Origin of the sequence: Paenibacillus sp. VTT E-133291, from assembly GCF_002264395.1 — a bacterium.
GTDB lineage: Bacteria > Bacillota > Bacilli > Paenibacillales > Paenibacillaceae > Paenibacillus_AQ > Paenibacillus_AQ nitricinens.
In genome coordinates this window covers 1-22,465 of record NZ_NFVA01000079.1, presented here as the reverse complement: position 1 = coordinate 22,465, position 22,465 = coordinate 1, and the positions used below count along the sequence as shown (strand labels likewise).

The window sequence follows — 22,465 nt, the reverse complement described above, 5'->3', positions numbered from 1 at the left end:
CCATACAGTACACTTTCTTTAACTAGTACAAACCTAAGATAGCTTGGGAGAGAACTTTGAAAAAGGAAGTGTTAAATAGTGGATCTAGAGATGGTCATGCAGGAGCTGGAAGCGCTTGGCAAGGAACGAACTAAGAAAATATATATATCTAATGGAGCAAAGGAACCGCTATTTGGCGTGGCTACCGGAGCAATGAAGCCAATCTTCAAGAAAACAAAAATAAATCAGCCATTGGCTGAGGAACTTTACGCGACAGGGAACTATGATGCCATGTATTTTGCCGGCATCATTGCTGATCCCAATGCAATGACGGAAGCGGATTATGACCGATGGATGGATGCGGCTTATTTTTATATGCTGTCCGACTTTGTAGTGGCAGTAACCTTGGCAGAAGCAGATATTGCACAACAAGTTGCCGATAAATGGATTGCGAGCGGTGAAGAGCTGAGAATGTCAGCGGGCTGGAGCTGTTACTGCTGGCTGCTTGGCAGTCGGCCGGATGTTGAGTTTTCCGAAAGCAAGCTTGCCGGTATGCTTGAGATGGTGGAAAATACGATTCATGATTCTCCAGAACGTACCCAATACGCAATGAACAACTTCATGTACACAGTGGCCATATCTTATTCGCCACTTCATGATAAGGCCAGTGAAACCGCAAGAACTGTAGGGCCCATTGAAGTTGATAAGGATAAGGCAAAAAGTAAATTGATTCACGCGTACGCAAATATTCAAAAAGCAGTCGACAAAGCTCAGCTTGGTTTTAAACGTAAGCATGTAAGATGTTGATCTAGCAGAAGCTTCTAGAGAAGAAAAAGGAAAAAGGATTCCCTGAAACTTCACTCTGCGTTACTATATAGAAATGACTCCAAGTGGGAGAGAGAAGGGGGAAAAGCATACATGGGCAACTTATTGGAAATTTTGCACAAGGAAGTCGTACCGGCAGAAGGCTGTACAGAGCCGATCGCAGTTGCGTATGCCGTCTCCTTGGCGGCAGAGCTTCTCGAGGAAGAAATAACGGGGATTCAGCTGCATCTCAGCGGTAATATTATTAAAAATGCAATGGGAGTGGGCATCCCTGGGACAGGCCAGACAGGTCTTCCTATCGCAGCAGCCCTCGGTGCGGTGGTCGGACGTTCGCACAAGGAGCTGGAAATTCTATCAGGCCTGACTCAGGATGAGCTAAAGCTGGCCAATGACCTGCTTGATCGAAAGCTACTAAAAGTGGAGATAATGGACACTCCTGAGAAGTTATATATTGAAGCACAGGTGAAGACAGAGAATCATACAGCGACTGCCATCCTTGCTAAAGAACACACTAATATAGAATATCTGGCTCTGGACGGGAAAAAAGTGACACCTAAGAAGTCTAAAGCAGATTGTGGCAAGCCTGGACTTTCTGATACTGAAGCCTATGAAGGCTCTGTAGATCGGATATTCGAGTTTATAACTACGGCTCCATTTTCAGACCTTAGCTTCCTCTTGGAAGGCGCCCGGATGAACAAAGCGATTTCCGAAGAGGGACTCCGGGGCGATTATGGGTTGCAAGTAGGGAAGAAGATGAATCAGCAATCAGCTGTGAATTTGTTCGGCAATGATGTAGCGAACAAAATAATAGCGGCCACTGCTGCGGCTTCAGATGCTCGTATGGATGGCAGCGCAATGCCTGTGATGACAACAGCGGGCAGCGGTAATCAAGGCATTGCCTGTACGCTTCCCGTTATTTCTTTGGCGGAATTACTTGGTAAGGAGGAAGAGACGCTGGCTCGGGCGCTTGCACTAAGTAATCTGGTCACTGTGCATATCAAGCATTATATCGGGCGGTTGTCGCCTTTATGTGGTTCAGGAATTGCAGGTGGAGTTGGAGCGAATAGCGGGATCATTTATCTCATGGACGGCACTCTTGAGCAGATCAAGCATGGGATACAGAATACGATAGCCTCTTTATCAGGCATGATTTGCGACGGTGCAAATTCAACCTGTGCGCTGAAGATATCTACCTCCACTAATACGGCGATTCAGGCAGCCACACTGGCGATGAACAATATTGCTCCTACGACCAAGGATGGAGTTATTTTCGAAGAGGTGGAAGATACTATCCGCAACATGGAGCGACTGGTTCAGGAAGGTCTGGCGGATACTGACAAGACCATTCTAAATATCATGCTCTCCAAAGGCGGAGCGAATTAGCTTCCTTTAAGGTAATAACAGGTTAGAACATCATAATATAAGACCATCCGGTTCCCTACATGAATGGCAGGAGACTGGACGGTCTTTTTATCTATTCAGTAAGGGTATTTGTCATTGCGAAGATTTGCATTAAATTTTAACATAATTTATTCTGAGATCATAAAGGCATAAACTGATGGTATAAAAAGGAGATATTATGACGGAGAAGATAGATATAGGATGGAACTTTGAGAACAGTTATGCTCATCTGCCGGAATCCATGTTTACAAGGATTAAACCAACTCCTGTGCGTAAGCCGGAGTTAGTTATTTTAAATGAACCATTGGCTGCTACCTTAGGGCTGAATAGTACAGCACTACATAGTAAGGATGGTGTTCAGTATCTTGCAGGGAATGAAGTCCCTGAAGGTACTGTGTCGCTTGCTCAAGCGTATGCTGGACATCAATTCGGACATTTTACCATGTTAGGTGACGGCCGAGCTGCGCTTCTTGGTGAGCAGATCACACCCCAAGGTGACCGCGTAGACATTCAGCTTAAGGGTGCGGGAAGAACACCCTATTCTCGTGGTGGCGATGGCCGAGCCGGACTCGGACCGATGCTGCGTGAATATATCATTAGCGAAGCCATGCATAGCTTGGGTATTCCCACCACTCGCAGCTTGGCAGTGGTAACTACTGGAGAAACGATCATTCGAGAAACAGAGCAGCCTGGTGCTATTCTGACCCGGGTTGCTGCAAGTCATCTACGGGTGGGTACCTTCCAATATGTTGCAGCGTGGGGTACTGTTGAGGATCTCCGTACTCTGGCAGATTATACATTACAAAGACATTATCCGGAAGTTGATTCTAAGGAGAATCGTTATCTTTTCCTGCTTCGGGAAGTGATTGGACGTCAGGCTGAATTGATTGCCAAGTGGCAGCTGGTAGGATTTATTCACGGAGTGATGAACACCGACAACATGGCGCTTAGCGGAGAAACGATTGATTATGGTCCTTGCGCCTTCATGGATGTGTATCATCCAGAAACGGTATTCAGTTCCATTGACCAGCAGGGTCGTTATGCCTATGGCAATCAACCGGGCATTGCCTCTTGGAATCTCGCGAGATTCGCGGAGACTCTCCTGCCATTGCTGGCTGATGATCAGGAACAGGCGATTCGGCTCGCTGAAGAGGAAATTGCAGATTTTAAAGAGCGGTCTTACCATCATTGGCTCACAGGTATGAGGGCGAAGCTCGGAATCTTCAACGAAGAGGTAGAGGATGTAGCGCTAATTGAAGATTTGCTGGATTTGATGCAGAAGTATCGGGCGGACTATACCGATACCTTCCGTGCCCTAACTTTAGAAAAGCTGGAAGAAACCGCTCTGTTTGGTGCAGCGGAATTTACGAAGTGGCAGGAGTTATGGAAGGCTAGACTTAGCAGACAGCAGCAATCGAAGGAGGTTTCGATACAGCTAATGCGCAATAGTAATCCTGCGATCATTCCGCGGAACCACAGGGTAGAAGAAGCACTCCAAGCGGCAGTACAACAGGAAGATTACAGTGTGATGGAGCGATTGCTTAAAGCTCTTTCCAACCCTTACGCTTATTCCTCTGAACAGGATGAATACTCGGCACTACCTAAGGAATCAGCACGTCCATATCGAACCTTCTGCGGTACCTGATTTGCTGATAATGATCTAAATAATGAGGTGAAGTAAGAATGTTTCATGCATATGATGTTCTGGCTAACCAGTTGCTAGCTAATGCGAATGATCCAAGTTGGTATGTGCCCTTTGAGGTAGCCATAAAAGACTTAAGCGAAGAAGAAGCTTTTTGGAAAGTAACGGAAGAAAGCAATAGTATTACTGAGATAGTGCAGCATCTGCTCTACTGGAATGAAACTTGGCAAACAAGGTATAAAGAAAAGAGTATCCATGCGGTTCCTTCAGTGGATAACAATAATACCTTTGTCGTTGCAAAAGGAGTAACGTTCCAAGAGCTTCAGCAACAACTCTTAGAAGTTCTTTTACGTTGGCAGGAACTGATTACAAAGGAACAATTGGATGCCGATGTTCAAGAATTCCGAGGCAGTCAGTGGTGGGAAGTAATAGGCAATGTGACAACACATAACGCATATCACGTGGGGCAAATCGTTTTTATTCGAAAGATTCAAAAGAATTGGAATCGCACTATGAAATGAATTGAAGGACGTTAACAGATGTACATTCATCTGGCTAACGTCTTTTTTTGCGAATATCAATGAAAATAAGTTGTGTGAAAATACTTATAAATACTTATAATCACATATATAATGCTTGTAAATACTTAATTAATAACTTATGATGACTTTAGGAGGTGCATACATGATGTTTCAAGAGGAGAGATTGTTAAAAATACTCGAATATTTGAAACAACACCAATCGATGAGTGTTCAAGAGATCTGTACGCAATTTGATGTATCCAGAGATACCGCACGTAGGGATATTGTTAGATTAGTACAAGAAGGTGTTGTGATCCGAACGCATGGAGGGGTATCGTTACCTGAGTTACAAAAAGAATTGTTATCTTATCAGGATCGTTTGATCGATGAATCTGAGAGTAAACAGAGGATAGGAAAGGCTGCGGCGCAGCTTATCCAAGATCATGAGACTGTGATTTTAGATGTATCTACCACCGTGCAGTTTGTAGCAGAACAGATCAGCGCGAAGGATATTACGGTGGTCACGCACTCGATTGATAATGTAGGGATCTTGTCCAAACGGGAGGATCTGCAAATTTATGTTCTTGGTGGTTACTTGAATGTGAAAAACCGCCTGTTATATGGCCCTTCTATTATCGATAAACTTAGTGAAATCCGTGCTGATAAAGCCTTTATTGGAGCATCCGCGATCTGTGCTGATGGACTCTACTATCCATATGAAGAAGATGTGCGGGTGAAGAGAGAAATGGCCCGAAGATCAGATCAAGTCATTTTAGTGGCTGATCACACCAAATTTATTGGCAAATCATTTTTCCGTTTAGACTTTGAGTTCGTTGACATTCTAATTACCGATCGGGAACTCCCAAGTGAGATCAGAGAAATTCTAGATCAGAAGAACATCACAGTAATTGAATGTCCAGAAGAAACTGAAGAGGCTCGAGAGCAAGACTGATAACGAAACAGAGGAGGATATTTATGTCTTATATTCTGCAAAATGTACAAGTGGCGCTTCAGAATCGTATTGTCCCAGCGGCTAATGTGTGGATTTCTGAAGGGAAAATTATGAAGATAGATACAGAGGATCTTTCGATTCCAGAGGGACAACATGAACGGATCGATGGTGGTGGACATTTGTTAGTACCCGGGATGATAGATGTTCATATTCATGGCGCCAATGGCTTCGATATGATGGACGGTACGGAAAAGAGTATTCAAGAGGTCTCAAGTGCTTGTGCTTCATCTGGCTGTACCTCATTTTTGGCTACATCAGTGAGTTCTACGCTAGAAGATCTTTTAGAAATGATTCGTAGTGTCAAGCGTGTGATTGGACATGAAGTGGGCGCAAAGATCGCAGGTATTCATTTAGAAGGACCTTACTTGAATCCGAAGCGAAAAGGAATGCAGAACGAAAAATATCTACGCCACCCCAACTTAGAGGAAATGAACCTGATTTTTGAAGAAGCGGGTTCACTCATTAAGATGGTTACAATTGCTCCGGAGCTGCCGGGAGGGATGGAGCTCATTTCCTTTTTGAAAGAAAAGGGTGTAGTTATAGCCATCGCTCATTCGGATGCCACATATGAAGAAGCTAAACAAGCCTTTGCGTCGGGGGCAAGTCATGTTACGCATTGTTTTAATGGCATGCGGTCTATCCATCATCGGGATCCAGGGGTAATTGTGGCTGCTTTTGAAGAGAAGCATGTAAGTCTTCAGGCGATTGTGGACAACGTCCATCTGCACCCTGCAATTATTCGATTAATGCATACCTTGAAAGGACCAGAAGGAATGGTCTTGATTACAGATGCACTGCAAGCTATGGGATTAGGTGATGGGGATTATATGTTCGGAGGCCATCATGTTACAGTATCCGAGGGGGTAGCGAGACTGAAGGATGGAACGCTAGCTTCAAGCACAGTGACTATGAATGAAGCTTTACGTTATACTGTCGAAACTGGGATTCCATTGTTAGACGCCGTAAAGATGGCTTCAACTACGCCGGCCAATATTCTTGGACTTCAACAAAAGGGGACAATAACATCTGGTTTTGATGCTGATCTGGTCCTCTTGGATGATGAATTTATAGTGTGCTGGACAATGGTAGATGGTCAAATTTTATAAATCATGATGAATACAGGTTACTTCTGCTCAATGCAGCTGTAACCTGTATTCATGTGCGGTTATGCCAAACACGCTTTTAAAATGCCGGTTCAAATGAGTTAAATCCACAAATCCACACTCTACTACAGCGGCATAAATATCCTTAGTTTTCTCAATGGACTGCTTGGCATGCTCTACCTTGCAATTTAAGAAAAATTGATAAGGTGATATTCCAGTATGTGTCTTAAACTCTCGGATAAATTGATATTTGGAAAGTCCAAACTCTTTACAGAGATCATCTAGTTTCAATACATGTTCTAAACTGCAGTACATCATTTCCTTTGCTTTTTTGACAAATTTATTATTAATCCTGTGCTCTGTAACTAGTTCAGTATTAGATACAACATGAACCAGGTTTAACAACAGCTCACTGCATAAGGACTCCTCTTTACCATTCTGGATGGCATGACTTAGCGCTAATATGCACTGTGCCAATTTGTCATCATATAGGATGGGAGAGGAGAAGCGGAGTTCTTTTTTTCCTAGGATCTCTTGTATCAAGGTTGGCTTGATATATAGCATGACATAATCAATACCTGCTTTATCATATGAATTGCCGTCATGCGTTTGCTCTCGATTAAATAGCATTACGCCATTTTTATGAGAGGATTGCAAGCTACCCTCAAGGTTATATTGCTGAATGCCACGTAAGGTGACACCAATAGCGTATTCTTCATGGCAATGTTTTTTATAAGTGAAATCACTCATGCTAGCTGACAATGTTAGGATATCTGCCGACTTTTTATAGTTGAAACTCTCCACGCTCTTAACCTCCAAGACTTATAGGATTCCCGATATCATAATGGCAGAGTATACTAAAAATAATGCCATCAGAGTATTTAGAACTTTTTGATGATTTAGCAGAAATGCTCTGAAGATTGCCCCGAATACAACCCATGTCGTAAAAGCAAAAAATCCGATCACAGTTATAATTATAACAAACATAAATAAGGTAAGAGAAGAAGTATAGAATGGCATTACATAGCTGGGAATGACTGTTAAAGTAAATAAGAGCACTTTAGGATTCACAAGCTGCATAAGTAAACCCGAGCGAAAATTGGCATTTGGATTAGGCTTGTCTTCCATTGATCCCATCTTATAGATTTTGTAAGCTAGGTAGAGCATATATATACTCCCAATGACTTGCATAATGATCAGAATATTTGGGATGATCTCTACCAGAACACGATTCATTAAGGTAGAAAGGATAAGCAATAGCCCAAAAGCCATCGTAGCCCCGTATACATACCGCATGGTTTTCTTAGCCCCTGAATGTTGCACGGAAGAAAGAATAACAATATTGGCAGGACCAGGTGAACATGTAACTACAATGCAATAGAGAAGAAAGGAAATTATATTCATGATGACCTCCAGTAAAAGTTGTCTTATGAATATAAACCTCCTACCTTGATTGTTTATAGTACATTATTGCAGAGGAGATCAACATAATGAATAAGACGAAGCATCTAACTATTAGTACACTCACTGAGGGTGATTAATGTATCTACATGCCGGGTTTTTGAAGAATCAATATCAGATGCCTTTAACAAAGAGGGATTAGGTCACTTACAAGAGGACATACAAAGTGAAACCGATCATAAAAAGCAAAAGGCGCTATCTTCACTGAAACAGGCAAACACGGATACTTATTTTTTTATCGCTAAAATCAATGGGAAGGTTTTGGCTATAAACGCGCACAAATCAAGTGGCAGCGTAAATTTGGGGAGCCTTATAAGGTTATAAAAGATTATTGGGGACCCGACTCCGATCATATGGTTTGGTTGTGTAATGTAAGGTAGCCTCAAAATGGAAAATGTATATCATATCGAATGATCGTGTCGTAATATTATATAGTATATGTCGCATTTTCCTACTAATAAAGGGCTTTGTTATGTGATATTTTATTAGTAGATGTCAGAATAACATATATACAGGAGGCACAAGCAAATGACGATAAGAATTGGTAAGATTAGCTATTGGCATGTACATGCTTGGGACTATACGAAGCAAGCTCAAGAACATGAGGATACAGTATTGGCTGCGGTTTGGGATGAAGATGCAGAGCGTGGGAAAAAAGCTGCCGAAAGCTTAAATGTTCCTTTTTTCGATTCACTGGAGGACCTACTTGCGCAAGAGGATATAGATGCTGTCATAGTGGATGCGCCTACCAATGTGCATAGAGATGTAATTGTTGCTGCGGCTAAAGCGGGCAAACATATTTTTACGGAAAAAGTAATTGCCCCTACACATAAAGAAGTTGAAGAGATCATAAGCGCAGTGGAAGAGAACGAGGTGAAGCTGACCGTATCCTTGCCACGTCTAAATGATGGATACGCGTTAACGATTCAAGAAGTTCTAAGTCAAGAACTGCTCGGAGAGATCACCTACGTTAGAGTACGCTTATCCCATAATGGGGCTACAGAAAACTGGCTTCCCGATCATTTCTATAGCTTGGAACAATGTGGTGGCGGAGCTTTGATTGATCTGGGCTGTCATCCTATGTATTTGACGAAGCTTTTCTTAGGTCAAGAGGTGACCGGTGTAAGTGCTAATTTTGGTTATGTCACGGGCAAGGAAGTAGAAGATAATGCAGTGGTAACATTATTTACGAATTCAGGAGCAATTGGTGTGGTCGAGGCTGGTTTCGTGAATAGTCATTCGCCGTTTACCATCGAGGTACATGGAACCGAAGGAACTCTTCTTTACGGAACACCAGAGGATAAGCTTCTCCTTAGAAGTAACAAATCCGCTGACAAAGAGGAAGGATGGAAAGAAGTAGCGCTACATGCTAATCGTGAAAGCGCATTCCATCAGTGGGTTAATCATATCCAAAAGGATACTTTCGCCACCGAGAATGTTCAAATTGCTGTGGAGCTTACGAGATTAATGGAAGCGGCGAATCGTTCTGCTAAAGAAGCTCGTATGGTTCGGTTAGCAGATCTAGACGCTTAACCGGTCTCCACCTGTCAGGAGGATGTTATATTGAGTAACTTTCCCTATGAGATGATGTTTGAGAAACATGATATGCTCGAGAGATTGGATATTTCAATCCAATGGGGACATTACGAGATTACAGTTCTTAGATTTCATTTGATCTCTTTTCCGCCGGGAAGAGTCATAGATTTCCATAATCATTCTGAGTTCGAGTTTCATTTTATTCCACGAGGAAAGGGAGAAGTTATTCTTGGCGATCTGCAATATCCTTTGTCGGAGGGAATGCTCTATTTAACCGGACCGGGTGTCATGCATCGCCAAGAGGCGGATCCAGAAGAATCCATGGAAGAACTGTGTCTACATGTGGACATCAAAGAGAAGATCAGAGAGGACGTAGATCCTTGGGAGGTTGCGGAGGCTGAGACCTGTGTTCAGAAGCTAAAGCAGTTACCGCTAGTTCCAGCACAAGATTATCACAGCGCTATGAAATGTTTTCTTGAAGCCTATGAAGCTTGTGAAGGTAAATTAACGGGATATTATACTTCCATTAAACATCTCGTAATTAGCATTTTATTAAAGGCAGTAAGAGCGTATGATGCTGGTGGAATTCGAACAGAAGCGCCTGTTAGAGATATGTCAACTTATCGGTACCAATATGCCATTCAATATATGGAAGCTAATTATTCAGGAGCCGTTACCTTGGAGAATGTTGCTGAAAAGCTGAATATTAGTTCAAGGCAGCTGCAGCGAGTGTTTAAACAAGTTAACGCCGAACAATCTTTCAGTAGGGCGCTTGAGGATATCCGGTTGAAAGCGGTCTGCCGTAAGCTTGAAGAAAGCAATTATCCGATCGAACAAATCGCTCAATCCGAAGGATTTACGAATGCAACGTATTTGCATATCGTATTTCGCAAGCGTTTAGGCATGACGCCAGCAACTTATCGAAATACAAAACAAACTAATTAGAAGTGAGGGTGAATGAAATGAGTAAAGTTTTTCGCGTAGGAATTATTGGGTGTGGTGGAATTGCGAACGGGAAGCATCTACCAAGTTTGAGCAGACAAAGTAAGGTTGAGATCGTTGCCTTCTGTGACATTATTAAAGAACGTGCGGAAGAAGCGGCGGAGAAATACGGAAGTTCTGAAGCTGTAGTCTATACAGAATATACTGAATTGTTGAAAGATCATTCTATTGATATTATTCACGTGCTAACGCCGAATGACGCTCATGCAGAGATCTCAATTGCAGCCCTTGAAGCAGGAAAACATGTCATGTGCGAAAAACCAATGGCTAAAACGGCAGCAGATGCCAAACGAATGGTGGAAGCAGCGAAACGTACAGGCAAGAAGTTAACCATTGGATATGACAACCGCTACAGAGAAGACAGCTTATATTTGAAAAAAGCATGTGAGTCCGGGGAGCTTGGTCATATCTATTTTGCAAAAGCACATGCCATCAGACGGAGAGCGGTACCGACATGGGGCGTATTTCTCGATGAAGAGAAGCAAGGTGGAGGACCTCTGATCGATATCGGAACCCATGCGCTGGATCTAACGCTGTGGATGATGGATAACTATAAACCGAAAGTCGTGCTGGGCACCAAATATCATGAACTCTCGCAAAAAGAAGAGGCCGCCAACGCTTGGGGACCTTGGGACCCTAAAAAGTTCACCGTGGAGGACTCAGCGTTTGGGATGGTCGTAATGGAGAATGGCGCCACAATTATGCTGGAAGCGAGCTGGGCACTCAATTCATTGGACGTACATGAAGCGAAGTGCAGCTTAAGCGGAACTGAAGCAGGCGCTGATATGAAGGACGGACTTAGAATTAATGGAGAGAAATTCAGCAAGCTGTACACCAATAAAATTGAGCTTGGGGCAGGCGGCGTTGCTTACTATGAAGGAAAAGCAGAGAGTGCACCTGACATCGAATTAAGAAAGTGGATCGAAGCTATTGAACAGGATAAAGACCCGGTTGTAACACCTGAACAGGCATATGTTGTTTCGCAAATATTAGAAGCGATTTATGAATCTGCACAAACGGGTAAGGCTGTGTATTTGGATTAGATTTTTGACAAGCATAGCGATATAGAGTAATATCCACTTGTGATTTAATTACAGGGATCTGAGACAAGACTCTCTCTTTACCGGGAGAGTTTTTTTGTTTTTTTTGCTTGTTTGAATACTGGTTTATAGGGGTGAAGAGCATGAATACGGTAGAGCGAAATCAAGTTCTTATTGTGGAAGATGACGATAATATTAGACGGTTTATAGCTATAAATTTAACGAATAATGGGTTTATGGTTAGTGAAGCTGCTTGTGGAGAAGAAGCATTGCAGAGCTTTGAGGCGAACCGGTCAGACGTTATTGTTCTGGACATCATGCTGCCGGATTTGAATGGGTTTGAGATTTGCCGGAAGGTAAGAGAGCAGGACCCTGGGGTCATCATCATTTTTTTAACAGCACGAGGACAAGATCTGGATAAAATCAATGGCCTTGAAATGGGTGCCGACGATTACATTGTGAAACCTTTTAATCCATTAGAACTGGTGGCACGGATTAAAGCGATATTGCGCCGTACAGAAACAGCTCTAAAACCGCAAAGAACTATCCTTCAAGCCGGACCGATTCGCCTGGATATGAACTCGAACAAGATGTTTAAACACGATGACATTATTGAATTAACCCCGAAGGAATTCCAGTTGCTGAAGACCTTTCTAGAGCATCCGGATACAGCACTATCTAGGAATGAATTAATGAACCTGGTCTGGGGTGAGGATTATATTGGCGATCCAAAGACAGTAGATGTTCACGTGCGTAAGCTAAGAGAGAAGATTGAAGAGGACGCCTCTAACCCGCATTGGATTGAGACTGTATGGGGGCTCGGATACCGCTTTAGAAAGGATGGTTGAAGAATGGGTATTCAGAAAAGATTAGTAGGAAGCTATTTTGTAGTGATCTGTCTTACGGTGCTCATTCTTGAGATTATCCTTAATTTATCTGTACGTTATTATTATTTTCATAATATAGAGCAAACCCTGATGAATCAGGCGGAACTGTCGGCTTCTTTTTATCAGCAATATTTTAGCGACGAGGATTTAGAGGCACAATCGGATCGGTTGTTAAAGGGCTTTGCCAGTCATTCCGATGCACAGGTACAGATTATTAATGCTGAAGGTCGGCTTTTGCAGGATTCGAACGGAATCCAAGGCGATTTTGCGATGACAGATAACATGGATGTACAAGCAGCCATAAAAGGGCAGCCTAACAGTTGGAAGGGTGAGGACCCTGTAACCGAGGAAGCTATTTTTACGGTGTCCTATCCTTTACAAGCCAAAGATAACATCATTGGGGAAGTTAGGTTTATTACCTCTTTAACGGAAACGATACATACAGTTAATCAAATTGCGGTTTTGCTGATCGGGGTAGGTATGCTCGTGATTGGTATCGTCACCTTGCTTGGATTATTACTATCTTGGACCATAACCAGATCCATTAAAGATCTGAAACAGGCGGCAGACCAAATGTCCGAAGGAGATTTCAGCATAAGAGTACAAAAGCGCTATCAAGACGAGCTTGGATCCTTGGCGGATACATTAAATATGATGGCCAGTCGAATCTCGAACAGTGAACAGCTTAAGAATGATTTTATCGCATCCGTATCCCATGAACTGCGTACGCCATTGACCTCGATCAAAGGCTGGGTAATCACCTTGAAGGCGGGTGGGGAGAGTAATCAGGCTCTATTTCATGATGGGCTAGATATCATTGAATCTGAGAGTGACAGGTTAACTCATATGGTAGATGAACTGCTCGATTTCTCCAAATTGGATAACGGAAGAATCGCAATTCACCTTACAACTGTGGATCTAACAGGGCTGTTGCAGCATATTGGCAGACAACTCACCCCTAGAGCAACCCGACAAGGCATCTTGCTCGAAGTGAAAATAGAAGAGAATTTGCCTGTCATTCAAGCTGACGAGAATCGTGTGAAGCAAGTCATGATTAATCTCATTGATAATTCGCTCAAATTCACTAGTTCCTCAGGTCGAATTCTTATTACTGCCCATACGGTTTCAGGGAAAGTTGTAATTACAGTTGAGGATACTGGGTCAGGCATCGCAGAAGCGGATTTAGAGAATGTGCGGCGAAAATTCTACAAAGCGGACCAACAGGCGTCAGGCAGCGGTTTGGGTCTGTCTATCTCGGAACAGATCATTACATTGCATCATGGGGAACTACGAATAAGCAGTACTTTAGGCAAGGGGACGATTGTCCAATTTGACTTGCCGATATAAATAGAGCTCAAATTTAACTATTTCATAACCACTTTCATCTCTTTCACAGATAAAATACTATATATGCGGACAAGCGAGGAGTCGATGATCCAAATGCCGAGCAAATTCATAAAAATAGGTGCTATGTTAACAACGTTAATTTTGCTCGGAGGATGCGGAGTGCCGGCAACACCAGGAGAGCTGATTAAGCCTCCATCATCAGAAGCAAGCCTGCAGCGAGACAAAACGAGTCAGGAATTTATCAAATGGCTTCCCGACAAAGCTCAATTGATAACTCCGTTGGAAGGACAAGAGGATCATGCTATCTCCTTTGGGGATATGGATGGAGACGGTATTGACGAAGCTGTAGTTGTATATGAGTACAGCAAAAACAAAGGTTCTTCTATAAAAGCGATGCTGCTTAGGCAGGAAAATGAAGCGTGGCAAAAGATTTCGGAGGTTGAGGGGTTTGGGTATGGCCTGAATTATGCCGGATTCTATGATGTCGATGATGATGGCCATAACGAACTCGCACTGGGCTGGTCATTGGGCGAGGCAGGGAACGGACTGGATATTTACACGCTGAGTGAAGATAAATTAAAGCTGTTATCGAAGAAGGCGTATCAGGACAAATTTGATCTGAGATAATCATTCCACTTTATAATCCGCTGCACTTCAGCTTCATCTTGAAGCAAGATGTATTTGTGCACAGGCGGATTATTTATGATGCTCATTTTACAACAAGAAAAATACAGAAATTAAATAGAGGTTGTTTCATGTTTATCTCCACCAAAATTGCAAAGCTGGACAGATCCGTACTTTTTCTCGTAACAGGCCTAGTTGGTATTGGTACTGTTGCTATTTATGGAGCGACTACGGATACACGGTTAGACGGACTTTACATCAGTTCATTGTATTTATTTGCTTTATTTTGCATACCCATGTTATTCATCGCATTGGTAGATTATAAGATTCTATTAGGCTGGTTAGCGTATCTCTTTTATAGCGTGGGTATTGGTCTACTTGTGCTAGTTAAGCTGGTTGGGGAAAACCTCAATGGTGCCGTGCGTTGGTTAAGTATTGGGAGCTTTCAGCTCCAGCCCTCCGAGCTGGCTAAAATATGTACGGTATTGCTCATTGCTCATCTATTGGGTAAACGAGAAGGACAGCAGCTTCGCTTTTTTCAAGATTTAGTGCCGGTTTGTTTCATTTTTTTAATTCCTTTCATTTTGATCATGGATCAACCCGATTTGGGTACAGCGCTCGTTTTTGCTGGCATATTGCTTAGTATGCTTTGGATTGGTAACATCCGTGCTCTATATATGATTTTGATCCTCGGTGTGGTGATTATTTCGATCGGCACGATACTATGGCTCTACTATGCCAATTTCGACTTATTATCCAAGATTGTCGAGCCCCATCAATTGTCAAGAATTCAGGCTTTTTTAGACCCGCAGAGTGATCCGGATAAATCTTGGCATGTCAAAAACGCAATGATTGCCATTGGCTCCGGTGGATTATCGGGTAGTGAAGGTATTTTTTTGCGAAAAGGATATATTCCTTACGCGTATTCCGATTCGATCTATGTGGTCATCGGTGCAAAATACGGTTTTATAGGTTCATCTGTGCTGCTGATGCTTTATTTATTGCTCGTCTATCGAATGATCTTTATCGCACTAGAAAGCAGGGATCGTGCAGGAGCATATGTTGTCACCGGATTTATCGCCATGATTATCTTTCAAGTTTCTGTTAACCTTGGAATGCATCTTGGATTGCTGCCCCTAACGGGGATATCCTTGCCGTTTATTAGTTATGGAGGTAGCTCGTTACTTACTAATATGATTGCGATTGGCATAGTGCTAAGTGTGAAAGTCCATAAGGATGAAAGCACGGTTTGAAAAAGCTACTGGAACTGAGTGGAGGGAATTATGACTAACAAACGCAAATGGACAACAACTCGTAAAATTCTGACGAGCATTGGACTTGTCTTAGGCGCAACGATTATCGGAATTGGAGTATATGCAGGGTATTTATACAAAAAAACGGATAACGCGATAGAGCGCATGGCTGCTCCAATCAACGTCCAGCCAACCGCTGCCCTAGAGGAAAAAAAGGAGACGGTATCGGTTGAACCTATGATTTTTCTGCTTGCCGGGGTAGATAGTCGGGACGGTGGTGGTGGGGTAATGAATACCGATGTGTTAATGCTTGTCAGCTTCAATCCTGACACGAAGTCGACGAGTTTCTTATCTATACCGAGGGATTTGTTACTAAAACCTAAATCGTTGCCCTCTCGAAAAGCTAATTATTATTATGCATACCATTACATAAAAGATAAAACTGAAGCTATCCCTAATACAAAAGAGTTTTTCAGCAATTTACTAGGTCTGCCAATTGATCACATGGTCGTAGTGAATTTTGATGTGCTGAAGGAGACGGTGGACTTGCTTGGCGGGCTAACCATTGATGTCGATATGGATATGAAATATATCGATTCGGCAGATGGAACGAACATCGACTTAAAGAAGGGCTTGCAGAAGCTGGATGGCAAACATGTGCTTGATTTTGTGCGATACCGCAAATCGAATCAAGGAACGGCTGAATCCTCCGATTTTCAACGCAATGATCGACAGCAGCAAGTAATTAAGCAGATTCTGGATAAGCTTGGGAATTTCCAAGGCGTGTCCCAATGGGGGAATGTATTGGACATCATCGGTGAAAATGTGAAGACAGATATTCCACAAGCAGATCTCCAGCAATGGTTGTTGAACTTCCCTAAACTCAAACCAGATCATATCAATTCCTTACATGTGGAATCTCTTTGGAAGAGTCCATACGTGTATGTGAATAAAGAGGATCTTAAACAAGCACTTACTACTCTGAGTACGGAAGCGGGCGTTAGCTCCGAAAGTTCATTGCACTTGGAGAATATTGGGACGGTAGATTGAAAGGTTATCACTTAAACTGCTCTTAGGAGCAGTTTTTTTGTGTTCTACTAATAATCCCGATAACCAGTAAAGTAATCCGCCATCGGGTAGAGGCCTGACTTCCAGGCATAGTACGATGAACACAGCGATTATGAATCGTATATGGTTTTGGTTTACTTGAGAGGAGAAGGGGATTTCATGAAATACAGACTGAGTATTATGTTTCTTATCGTACTTACAGGGATGATATCGATAGCCGCATTTAATCCGATTATTGGCCCGCTTGCCCGAAATTTGGGACTTAGTGATTTTCAATCAGGATGTTTGGTATCGGTAGCGGGACTTTGCTGGCTGCTCGGAGGATATTTCTGGGAAAAACAAACATTCATGAGCCGAAAATGGCTGCTCGCTTCGATTATGTTCGTCTATATGGCAACACTAGTCATTTTTGCATTGCTGGCTGATTATGCAGTACATGCTGAGAGCAAAACCAGCCTATTTTGGAGTTTCTTTATCCTTCGTGCAATCGCTGGCTTTTTCTTTGGAGGTATTCCGGCATTAGCACAGGCTTATGTTATGGGCTGGAGTACAAAAGAGACCCGTACTCAGGGAATGGCATTATTCGGTGCAGCCAATGGACTTGGCTTCGTAGTAGGACCTGCAATGAGCGGAGGAATGGCTTCGCTGGGACTCACCTCGCCAATGTACGCCGCAGCGATATTATTATTCACCTTAGCTATTTTGTTTCTAGTGTTTATTCCTAAAGAAAAGAATATCGAGATTGAACGGCAGGCGATTTCACTTTCACCCAACGACAGACGGATACGCCTCTATTTATGGATTGGACTTTTGCTATCGTTTGCGCTGAATATCGTGCAGGTTACTATCGGATTTTTTGTGCAAGACAGCCTTGGATACAGTACCCAGCAAGCCACTCAGTTAATTGGAACGGGTCTGGCTATCTCGGGAATAATGGTGGTGCTCTCACAAATTGTGATCAGCAAATATCTCAAATGGCATCCTAAAAAGGTGCTGCTCGTAGGGCTATTATTTGTGGCTTTGGGTCTGCTAGGTTTGTTATTGTTTATCAGATTTGCTTATGTGGACTTTACATTCTTGGGAATCGGCATCGGCTTTACATTGCTTGGCTACAGTGCCGGTGCTTCAATGGCGGTTCAAGACCATGAGCAAAGAAGCGTTGCTTCCTTTATTGCGGCCCTACAAGGTGGCGGATCATTCATAGGTCCAGTTATAGGCACAGCTTTATACACCGCTAATATGGCACTTCCTTATTCTTTCTGTGTGCTGTTGATTGGTATTGTAGGTATCGCGAATTTGAAAAATAGATCAGCAGATCGTGTGGAGAGTTGTTAAATAGAATGGCTGCTCCTAGAGTAGATTCGAAGCTGTCGAGGGAGTCTCGACAGCTTTTTATTCTGCAGCTTTCTCTGGCAGCGGCTTATGTAGAAAATAAGGAGAAAGAGTTTTTTACCTCGTAACTGCCTTCCAATTAATAGTATAATAAGAACTCGTAGGAGTTATTTGAATAAAGTTGTAGAGATGTTATCTAGAATAACTTTTTGCGAATACATACTCATATTTGAGGAATAAGGAGATGAGAGCATGACTGTAAAGACTACAGCGGAACAAATCCGCATTATCGAATATGATCCTTCTTACGCTAAGGCGGTCGCAGAAATGTGGAACCGTAGCAACGAAAGCTGGGGAGGAGGCACCAATCAGAGAACAGAGGATACCGTGCGCCGCGAGATGGAAATCTCGTCCAATCTGAATGTGTTTCTCGCCGTTGATGGTGAGGAAGTGGTCGGCTTCTGCAGTTTTGCTCATTACCGTCAAGACGAAGGAGCTTTGTATGTTCCGCTGTTGAATGTGCGACCTGATTATCACGGATACAAGGTAGGTCGTAACCTGATTTTGAACGCTGTTCGCCGAACAGTTGAAGCGGGCTGGCCGCGACTTGATCTGTTTACTTGGGCAGGTAATACGAAGGCCGTACCGATGTATAAGAAATGTGGATTCTTTTGGGAAAAAAATGAGGATTACGTCCATCTGATGAACTTCATTCCGACGGTTCTGCAAACGGAAGCACTCGCTCCTTATTTTGAGCAGCTGGATTGGTATGCAGATAGCACCCGTGAACTGCCCATTCAGCCGGATGGTCGCCGGGAGCGTGGTTTTGATTTCTTCGATTACACTTGGCAAAAGGGAGAACTTTCCTTACGTACAGAATTCGAGAAGACCGGTCGCGGCTTGACGGCTCTTGATACACCTGACTATGAAATCTCCACGGAGATTGACGATCACGATCTTGTATTCGGTTCCACCTACAAGATTCGCTATCACATCAAGAATCGTTCGGCGTCTGATCTGGCTATTGAGATCAAAGGCCAAAATGACAAAAATATTCGTTTTGCCTTGTCTGCTGCACCAACACTGGCGCCAGGAGAAACAGTTATTGTAGAAGGTGAGTTCGAGCTTGATCCGATTCGTGAAGAGCAAAACGACAAGAAGACTCACCCCGTGGTTATGAGCAAATGGATCATCGGTGGCAAGCGCGTTGAGTTCCGTATAGGTGTTACTCCTAAATTCCCGCTGAAAATGCTGATGGAGTTGCCAACACGTGAGCTGTATCCGGGTCTTCCCGCTGAGATATATTTGAATGTTGAGAATAATTTTGCAGCGGAAGCGGAATTTTCTTTTGATTTGCCAGAGGAAGAATTTTTGACGTGGGCGGATCGGGCAGTGAGCTTCTCGGTTCCAGCTAAAGGTAAGGCTTCCATCCGGGTGCCCTTTACCCTAAATTCATATGGCCTTTATTCACGGGATATTGAGGTAACGGCCGTTCCGGCTGGAGAGAAGGCAGTGTCCTTCATCAGCCAATTATCTGTGCTAATGAAAGGAACACATGGCCGCTTTGGTGGGGAAAACGGGGATCAGTGGGTGGCTGTAAACGGCGCCTACTCCGTACATCTTAATAATAACGATAATGGGATGTGGATTGAATATCCCGGCTCGAGCCATAATTTCTGGCTGACCCATCCGAAGTTAGGTAAACCATTCGCCGAAGAATTCTCGAAGAAACAGGCTAAAGAAGTGAAGATCTATTCCGAAGGAGAGGGCCAAGTTTTAGAGACCCTTTATGAATCGGATGAATTCCCGGGTCTGGAGATAAAAAGAGTGGCTAAGCTCTTTGCAAACGGAATCGCTGAGTTTTATAGCGAGGTATGCAATACTAGTAACCAAACGTTGGAAGAGGATATGTATCTGCTAACCAATTTCGGATTTTTTGGCAAACGGCTCATCCTGCCTTATCAGGGTCATTACGTAGACATGGGCGATTCTTATTCGGGTGATCCGGGTAATTGGGACAGCGCTCAAATTACGGAAAATTGGTTGTTTAGCAAGGAAGAAAATGTCACATGCGGCGTTTGCTGGGATCCTTCGCTGAAGCTGCTTCGTCCGGAGTATCCACTTGGTCTGGAGCATAAACTTGGTCAAATCTCTGCTGGAGATGTCGTACGAACAAAGACACTGGTGTTCGCTTTAAACACCTTCCTGAAGTGGTCGGATTTCCGCACCTTTGCACGGAAGCAGGTGGATCCGATCACACCAGTGTTGGATGATCATCTTGAACTAACACTCGGTGGTGGAAATCCGTTTGCGGCGGGTGCGCTTCATGCGGAGTTAATCGAACGAAAGATGACTTCGCTTAATGGAAGCCTCGAACTGTATGTACAAACGGATAGAGGAGAGGAGCAGAAAGTCGCTGAGATGGAGCTGCAAAGAGAGCAGAATCTGCACTCCGCGGGCTTTGAGCTCTCACCTGAGGAAGTGGAATCTTCTTTAGAACACAGCCAATCAGGACAGAAGGTTCGAGTCGTCTATCGTGGAGAGGATCGTATTCAAGAGCGAACAGGCCTCTGGTTCCCTCAAACGGAAACAGCAGCTGTTATCTGTGGCACAGAAGAGGGACCAGCGGGGCCTATTTACACTGTGAGCAACGGAGTTCTTTCTATTGCAGCTGCTCCTGATTTCGGCAGTGTTGTGCATTCCCTGAAGCACCATGGAGAAGAATGGCTGGATAGCTCCTATCCTGAAGCAGCACCACGTTCCTGGTGGAATCCTTGGCACGGTGGACTCGGTGTGGGGATTTCAGGCATAGGTGGATTTAGTCGGTTGGAGGAGCCAAGAAGCGCAGCTTGGACCGAGAAAATGGATATTCAGAGCAATGTATGGAAAGGATTACGTATCACTACTTCGATCGAGAAGCAGGAAAAGAACCGAGGAATTATTGTTAATCAGCATTACCTTATGCTCCCAGGTGTCCCTGTGCTCTGTGTGTTGCATTCGGTGACCAATAACAGCGGAATGACCCTGCCGAATTATTCGTTGTCGGAGGAAAATTATATCAAACCTTCACCAGTCTATGCCGAAGGATGGATGGAATTCTCCAAGGAGGGCAAGTTCTTATTAGGCACGGTTGAAACCTATCTTGAGGTCAAGGGACTCTTGCGAATTGGTGCAACTTCGCGTAAGGATATGCTGCATATGGTGAGCAGTCATCCGAATCAGAGTGCCTCGGCGTATGTGAACAATAAAGTATTTAATCACGGGGTGCATCATCATCTTCCGCTTCTAAATGGAGAAACCGTTTGGACACAGCCGTCCTTCCTGATCATGGGAGAACTCGCTCTGAATTCAGAGGATGTCCGCAGTCTTTTGAAGCTGACCTTTGCTAGACCTACTGACGAAAAGGAGATCTTAAATGCCGATCATTGATATTCACATTCATCTGTCGGACATCGACAGCTTTCATCAAACAGCACAGGATCTCTCTAAAGTCGATTACACTGCTGCTGGGCTCAAAGCGGAGTTTGATAAGAACGACGTTATTCTCGGCATTGGAATGGGGGTCACGGAGCAGACGAAGGGAGCTTTCCCTGACTCGACTTCCCCTAATCCGATGAGCCTTGACTTGGAGGACACTGTTCCGCCTTTCTTAATGGAATGCGTGGGGATCAATCCGAACATGCTTGGAGGAAAGGATGCACTAGAGGAGCTGGATCGAATTGAGGCACGGCTGCAAGCTCCCGAGGTAGCTGGTATTAAGCTCTACGCCGGGTACTATCATCATTACGTTTATGACAAAATCTATTCGCCGATCTATGAGCTGGCAGCAAAGTATGGCACGCCTGTGGTCATTCATACCGGTGATACGTACTCGATGAACGGATTGCTAAAGTATGCACATCCACTTACCGTGGACGAATTAGCGTTTCAACGACGTGATGTGAATTTTATGATCTGCCATCTTGGCGATCCGTGGGTGATGGATGCCGCCGAAGTGGTGGCCAAAAATCCAAACGTCTATGCCGATTTGTCCGGTCTTGTGGTCGGTGATCGGCCTCATTTTGAACGGTTCATGAATGAACCTCTGTTCATGGATCATTTTCGCCGGGCGCTGGTGTATTCCGACCACTATGAGAAAATGTTGTTCGGCACGGATTGGCCACTCGCTCCTATTGACCTGTATGCGGAATTTATCCGCCGGCTTGTCCCTGAGCAGCACCATGAAAAAGTATTTTACGAGAATGCCTTCTCCTTATTTCCACGCATCCAGCAGCGGATTGCAGCGCTCTAAGTATTACGAACAAGAGGTTGACCCAAAAGCCATGAAATGGCTGCTTGGGTCAACCTTTTTTTACGTAGGATATACTTAGGCTTTTTGAGTGGACGCTCCGCGAGCGGACCATTGTTCCAATCGCTGTGCTCTCCAGATTTT

General features: G+C 43.8%; 19 protein-coding genes and 1 pseudogene. 18 read left to right on the top strand and 2 right to left on the bottom strand.

What is annotated here, in order from left to right:
• Positions 1 to 78 precede the first annotated feature (78 nt).
• The 6 genes from CA598_RS24560 to nagA all read left to right on the top strand — a co-directional run bounded on the left by CA598_RS24560 (position 79) and on the right by nagA (position 6,486).
• Positions 79 to 786 (top strand): DNA alkylation repair protein, encoded by a 708-nt coding sequence (locus tag CA598_RS24560; RefSeq protein ID WP_094878220.1) that lies wholly within the window; start codon positions 79 to 81, stop codon positions 784 to 786.
• A 111-nt stretch (positions 787 to 897) separates the two neighbouring features.
• Positions 898 to 2,187: an L-cysteine desulfidase family protein gene (locus CA598_RS24555; protein WP_094878219.1), complete on the top strand. Its 1,290-nt coding sequence runs from the start codon at positions 898 to 900 to the stop codon at positions 2,185 to 2,187.
• A gap of 196 nt (positions 2,188 to 2,383) precedes the next feature.
• A complete protein-coding gene (locus CA598_RS24550; protein ID WP_094878218.1) occupies positions 2,384 to 3,850 on the top strand; it encodes a protein adenylyltransferase SelO in 1,467 nt (488 codons plus the stop codon).
• Positions 3,851 to 3,888: 38 nt separating this feature from the next.
• On the top strand, positions 3,889 to 4,368 hold the full coding sequence (locus CA598_RS24545) for a DinB family protein (protein WP_094878217.1): 480 nt from the start codon (positions 3,889 to 3,891) through the stop codon (positions 4,366 to 4,368).
• 166 nt (positions 4,369 to 4,534) lie between these two features.
• On the top strand, positions 4,535 to 5,320 hold the full coding sequence (locus CA598_RS24540; RefSeq protein ID WP_094878226.1) for a DeoR/GlpR family DNA-binding transcription regulator: 786 nt from the start codon (positions 4,535 to 4,537) through the stop codon (positions 5,318 to 5,320).
• 23 nt (positions 5,321 to 5,343) lie between these two features.
• On the top strand, positions 5,344 to 6,486 hold the full coding sequence (nagA, locus tag CA598_RS24535) for an N-acetylglucosamine-6-phosphate deacetylase (RefSeq protein ID WP_094878216.1): 1,143 nt from the start codon (positions 5,344 to 5,346) through the stop codon (positions 6,484 to 6,486).
• A gap of 27 nt (positions 6,487 to 6,513) precedes the next feature.
• Here nagA and CA598_RS24530 read toward each other — a convergent pair whose 3' ends face one another.
• Positions 6,514 to 7,287 (bottom strand): AraC family transcriptional regulator, encoded by a 774-nt coding sequence (locus CA598_RS24530; RefSeq protein WP_094878215.1) that lies wholly within the window; start codon positions 7,285 to 7,287, stop codon positions 6,514 to 6,516.
• Between the two features lie 18 nt (positions 7,288 to 7,305).
• Entirely contained in the window at positions 7,306 to 7,887 is a 582-nt protein-coding gene (locus CA598_RS24525) for a LysE family translocator (protein ID WP_094878214.1), read from the bottom strand.
• 320 nt (positions 7,888 to 8,207) lie between these two features.
• Between CA598_RS24525 and CA598_RS33095 the strand changes: the two are divergent.
• The 12 genes and pseudogenes from CA598_RS33095 to CA598_RS24465 form a co-directional block, all read left to right on the top strand.
• Positions 8,208 to 8,324, top strand: a pseudogene (locus tag CA598_RS33095) (GNAT family N-acetyltransferase); the annotation flags it as partial.
• Between the two features lie 148 nt (positions 8,325 to 8,472).
• The gene (locus CA598_RS24515) at positions 8,473 to 9,477 is read left to right on the top strand and encodes a Gfo/Idh/MocA family protein (protein ID WP_094878213.1); all 1,005 of its coding nucleotides are present in this window, start codon (positions 8,473 to 8,475) and stop codon (positions 9,475 to 9,477) included.
• A 27-nt stretch (positions 9,478 to 9,504) separates the two neighbouring features.
• Positions 9,505 to 10,425, top strand: a complete 921-nt coding sequence (locus CA598_RS24510) for a helix-turn-helix domain-containing protein (protein ID WP_094869280.1) — start codon at positions 9,505 to 9,507, stop codon at positions 10,423 to 10,425.
• 17 nt (positions 10,426 to 10,442) lie between these two features.
• Positions 10,443 to 11,525 (top strand): Gfo/Idh/MocA family protein, encoded by a 1,083-nt coding sequence (locus CA598_RS24505; RefSeq protein ID WP_094869281.1) that lies wholly within the window; start codon positions 10,443 to 10,445, stop codon positions 11,523 to 11,525.
• Positions 11,526 to 11,665: 140 nt separating this feature from the next.
• A complete protein-coding gene (locus CA598_RS24500) occupies positions 11,666 to 12,370 on the top strand; it encodes a response regulator transcription factor (protein WP_094878212.1) in 705 nt (234 codons plus the stop codon).
• A 3-nt stretch (positions 12,371 to 12,373) separates the two neighbouring features.
• Entirely contained in the window at positions 12,374 to 13,756 is a 1,383-nt protein-coding gene (locus tag CA598_RS24495; RefSeq protein ID WP_094878211.1) for a sensor histidine kinase, read from the top strand.
• A 93-nt stretch (positions 13,757 to 13,849) separates the two neighbouring features.
• Positions 13,850 to 14,383 carry a hypothetical protein gene (locus CA598_RS24490; protein WP_094878210.1) on the top strand — a complete coding sequence of 178 codons (534 nt, stop codon included), beginning with the start codon at positions 13,850 to 13,852 and terminating at the stop codon, positions 14,381 to 14,383.
• 128 nt (positions 14,384 to 14,511) lie between these two features.
• Entirely contained in the window at positions 14,512 to 15,633 is a 1,122-nt protein-coding gene (locus CA598_RS24485) for an FtsW/RodA/SpoVE family cell cycle protein (protein ID WP_094869285.1), read from the top strand.
• Positions 15,634 to 15,663: 30 nt separating this feature from the next.
• Complete coding sequence (locus CA598_RS24480; RefSeq protein ID WP_094869286.1) at positions 15,664 to 16,683, top strand: LCP family protein; 1,020 nt, start codon at positions 15,664 to 15,666, stop codon at positions 16,681 to 16,683.
• A gap of 177 nt (positions 16,684 to 16,860) precedes the next feature.
• The gene (locus tag CA598_RS24475; protein ID WP_094869287.1) at positions 16,861 to 18,036 is read left to right on the top strand and encodes an MFS transporter; all 1,176 of its coding nucleotides are present in this window, start codon (positions 16,861 to 16,863) and stop codon (positions 18,034 to 18,036) included.
• Positions 18,037 to 18,285: 249 nt separating this feature from the next.
• Complete coding sequence (locus CA598_RS24470; protein ID WP_094878209.1) at positions 18,286 to 21,462, top strand: GNAT family N-acetyltransferase; 3,177 nt, start codon at positions 18,286 to 18,288, stop codon at positions 21,460 to 21,462.
• Entirely contained in the window at positions 21,449 to 22,324 is an 876-nt protein-coding gene (locus tag CA598_RS24465) for an amidohydrolase family protein (protein ID WP_094878208.1), read from the top strand. The genes CA598_RS24470 and CA598_RS24465 overlap by 14 nt, the downstream gene beginning before the upstream one ends.
• Positions 22,325 to 22,465: the final 141 nt, after the last annotated feature.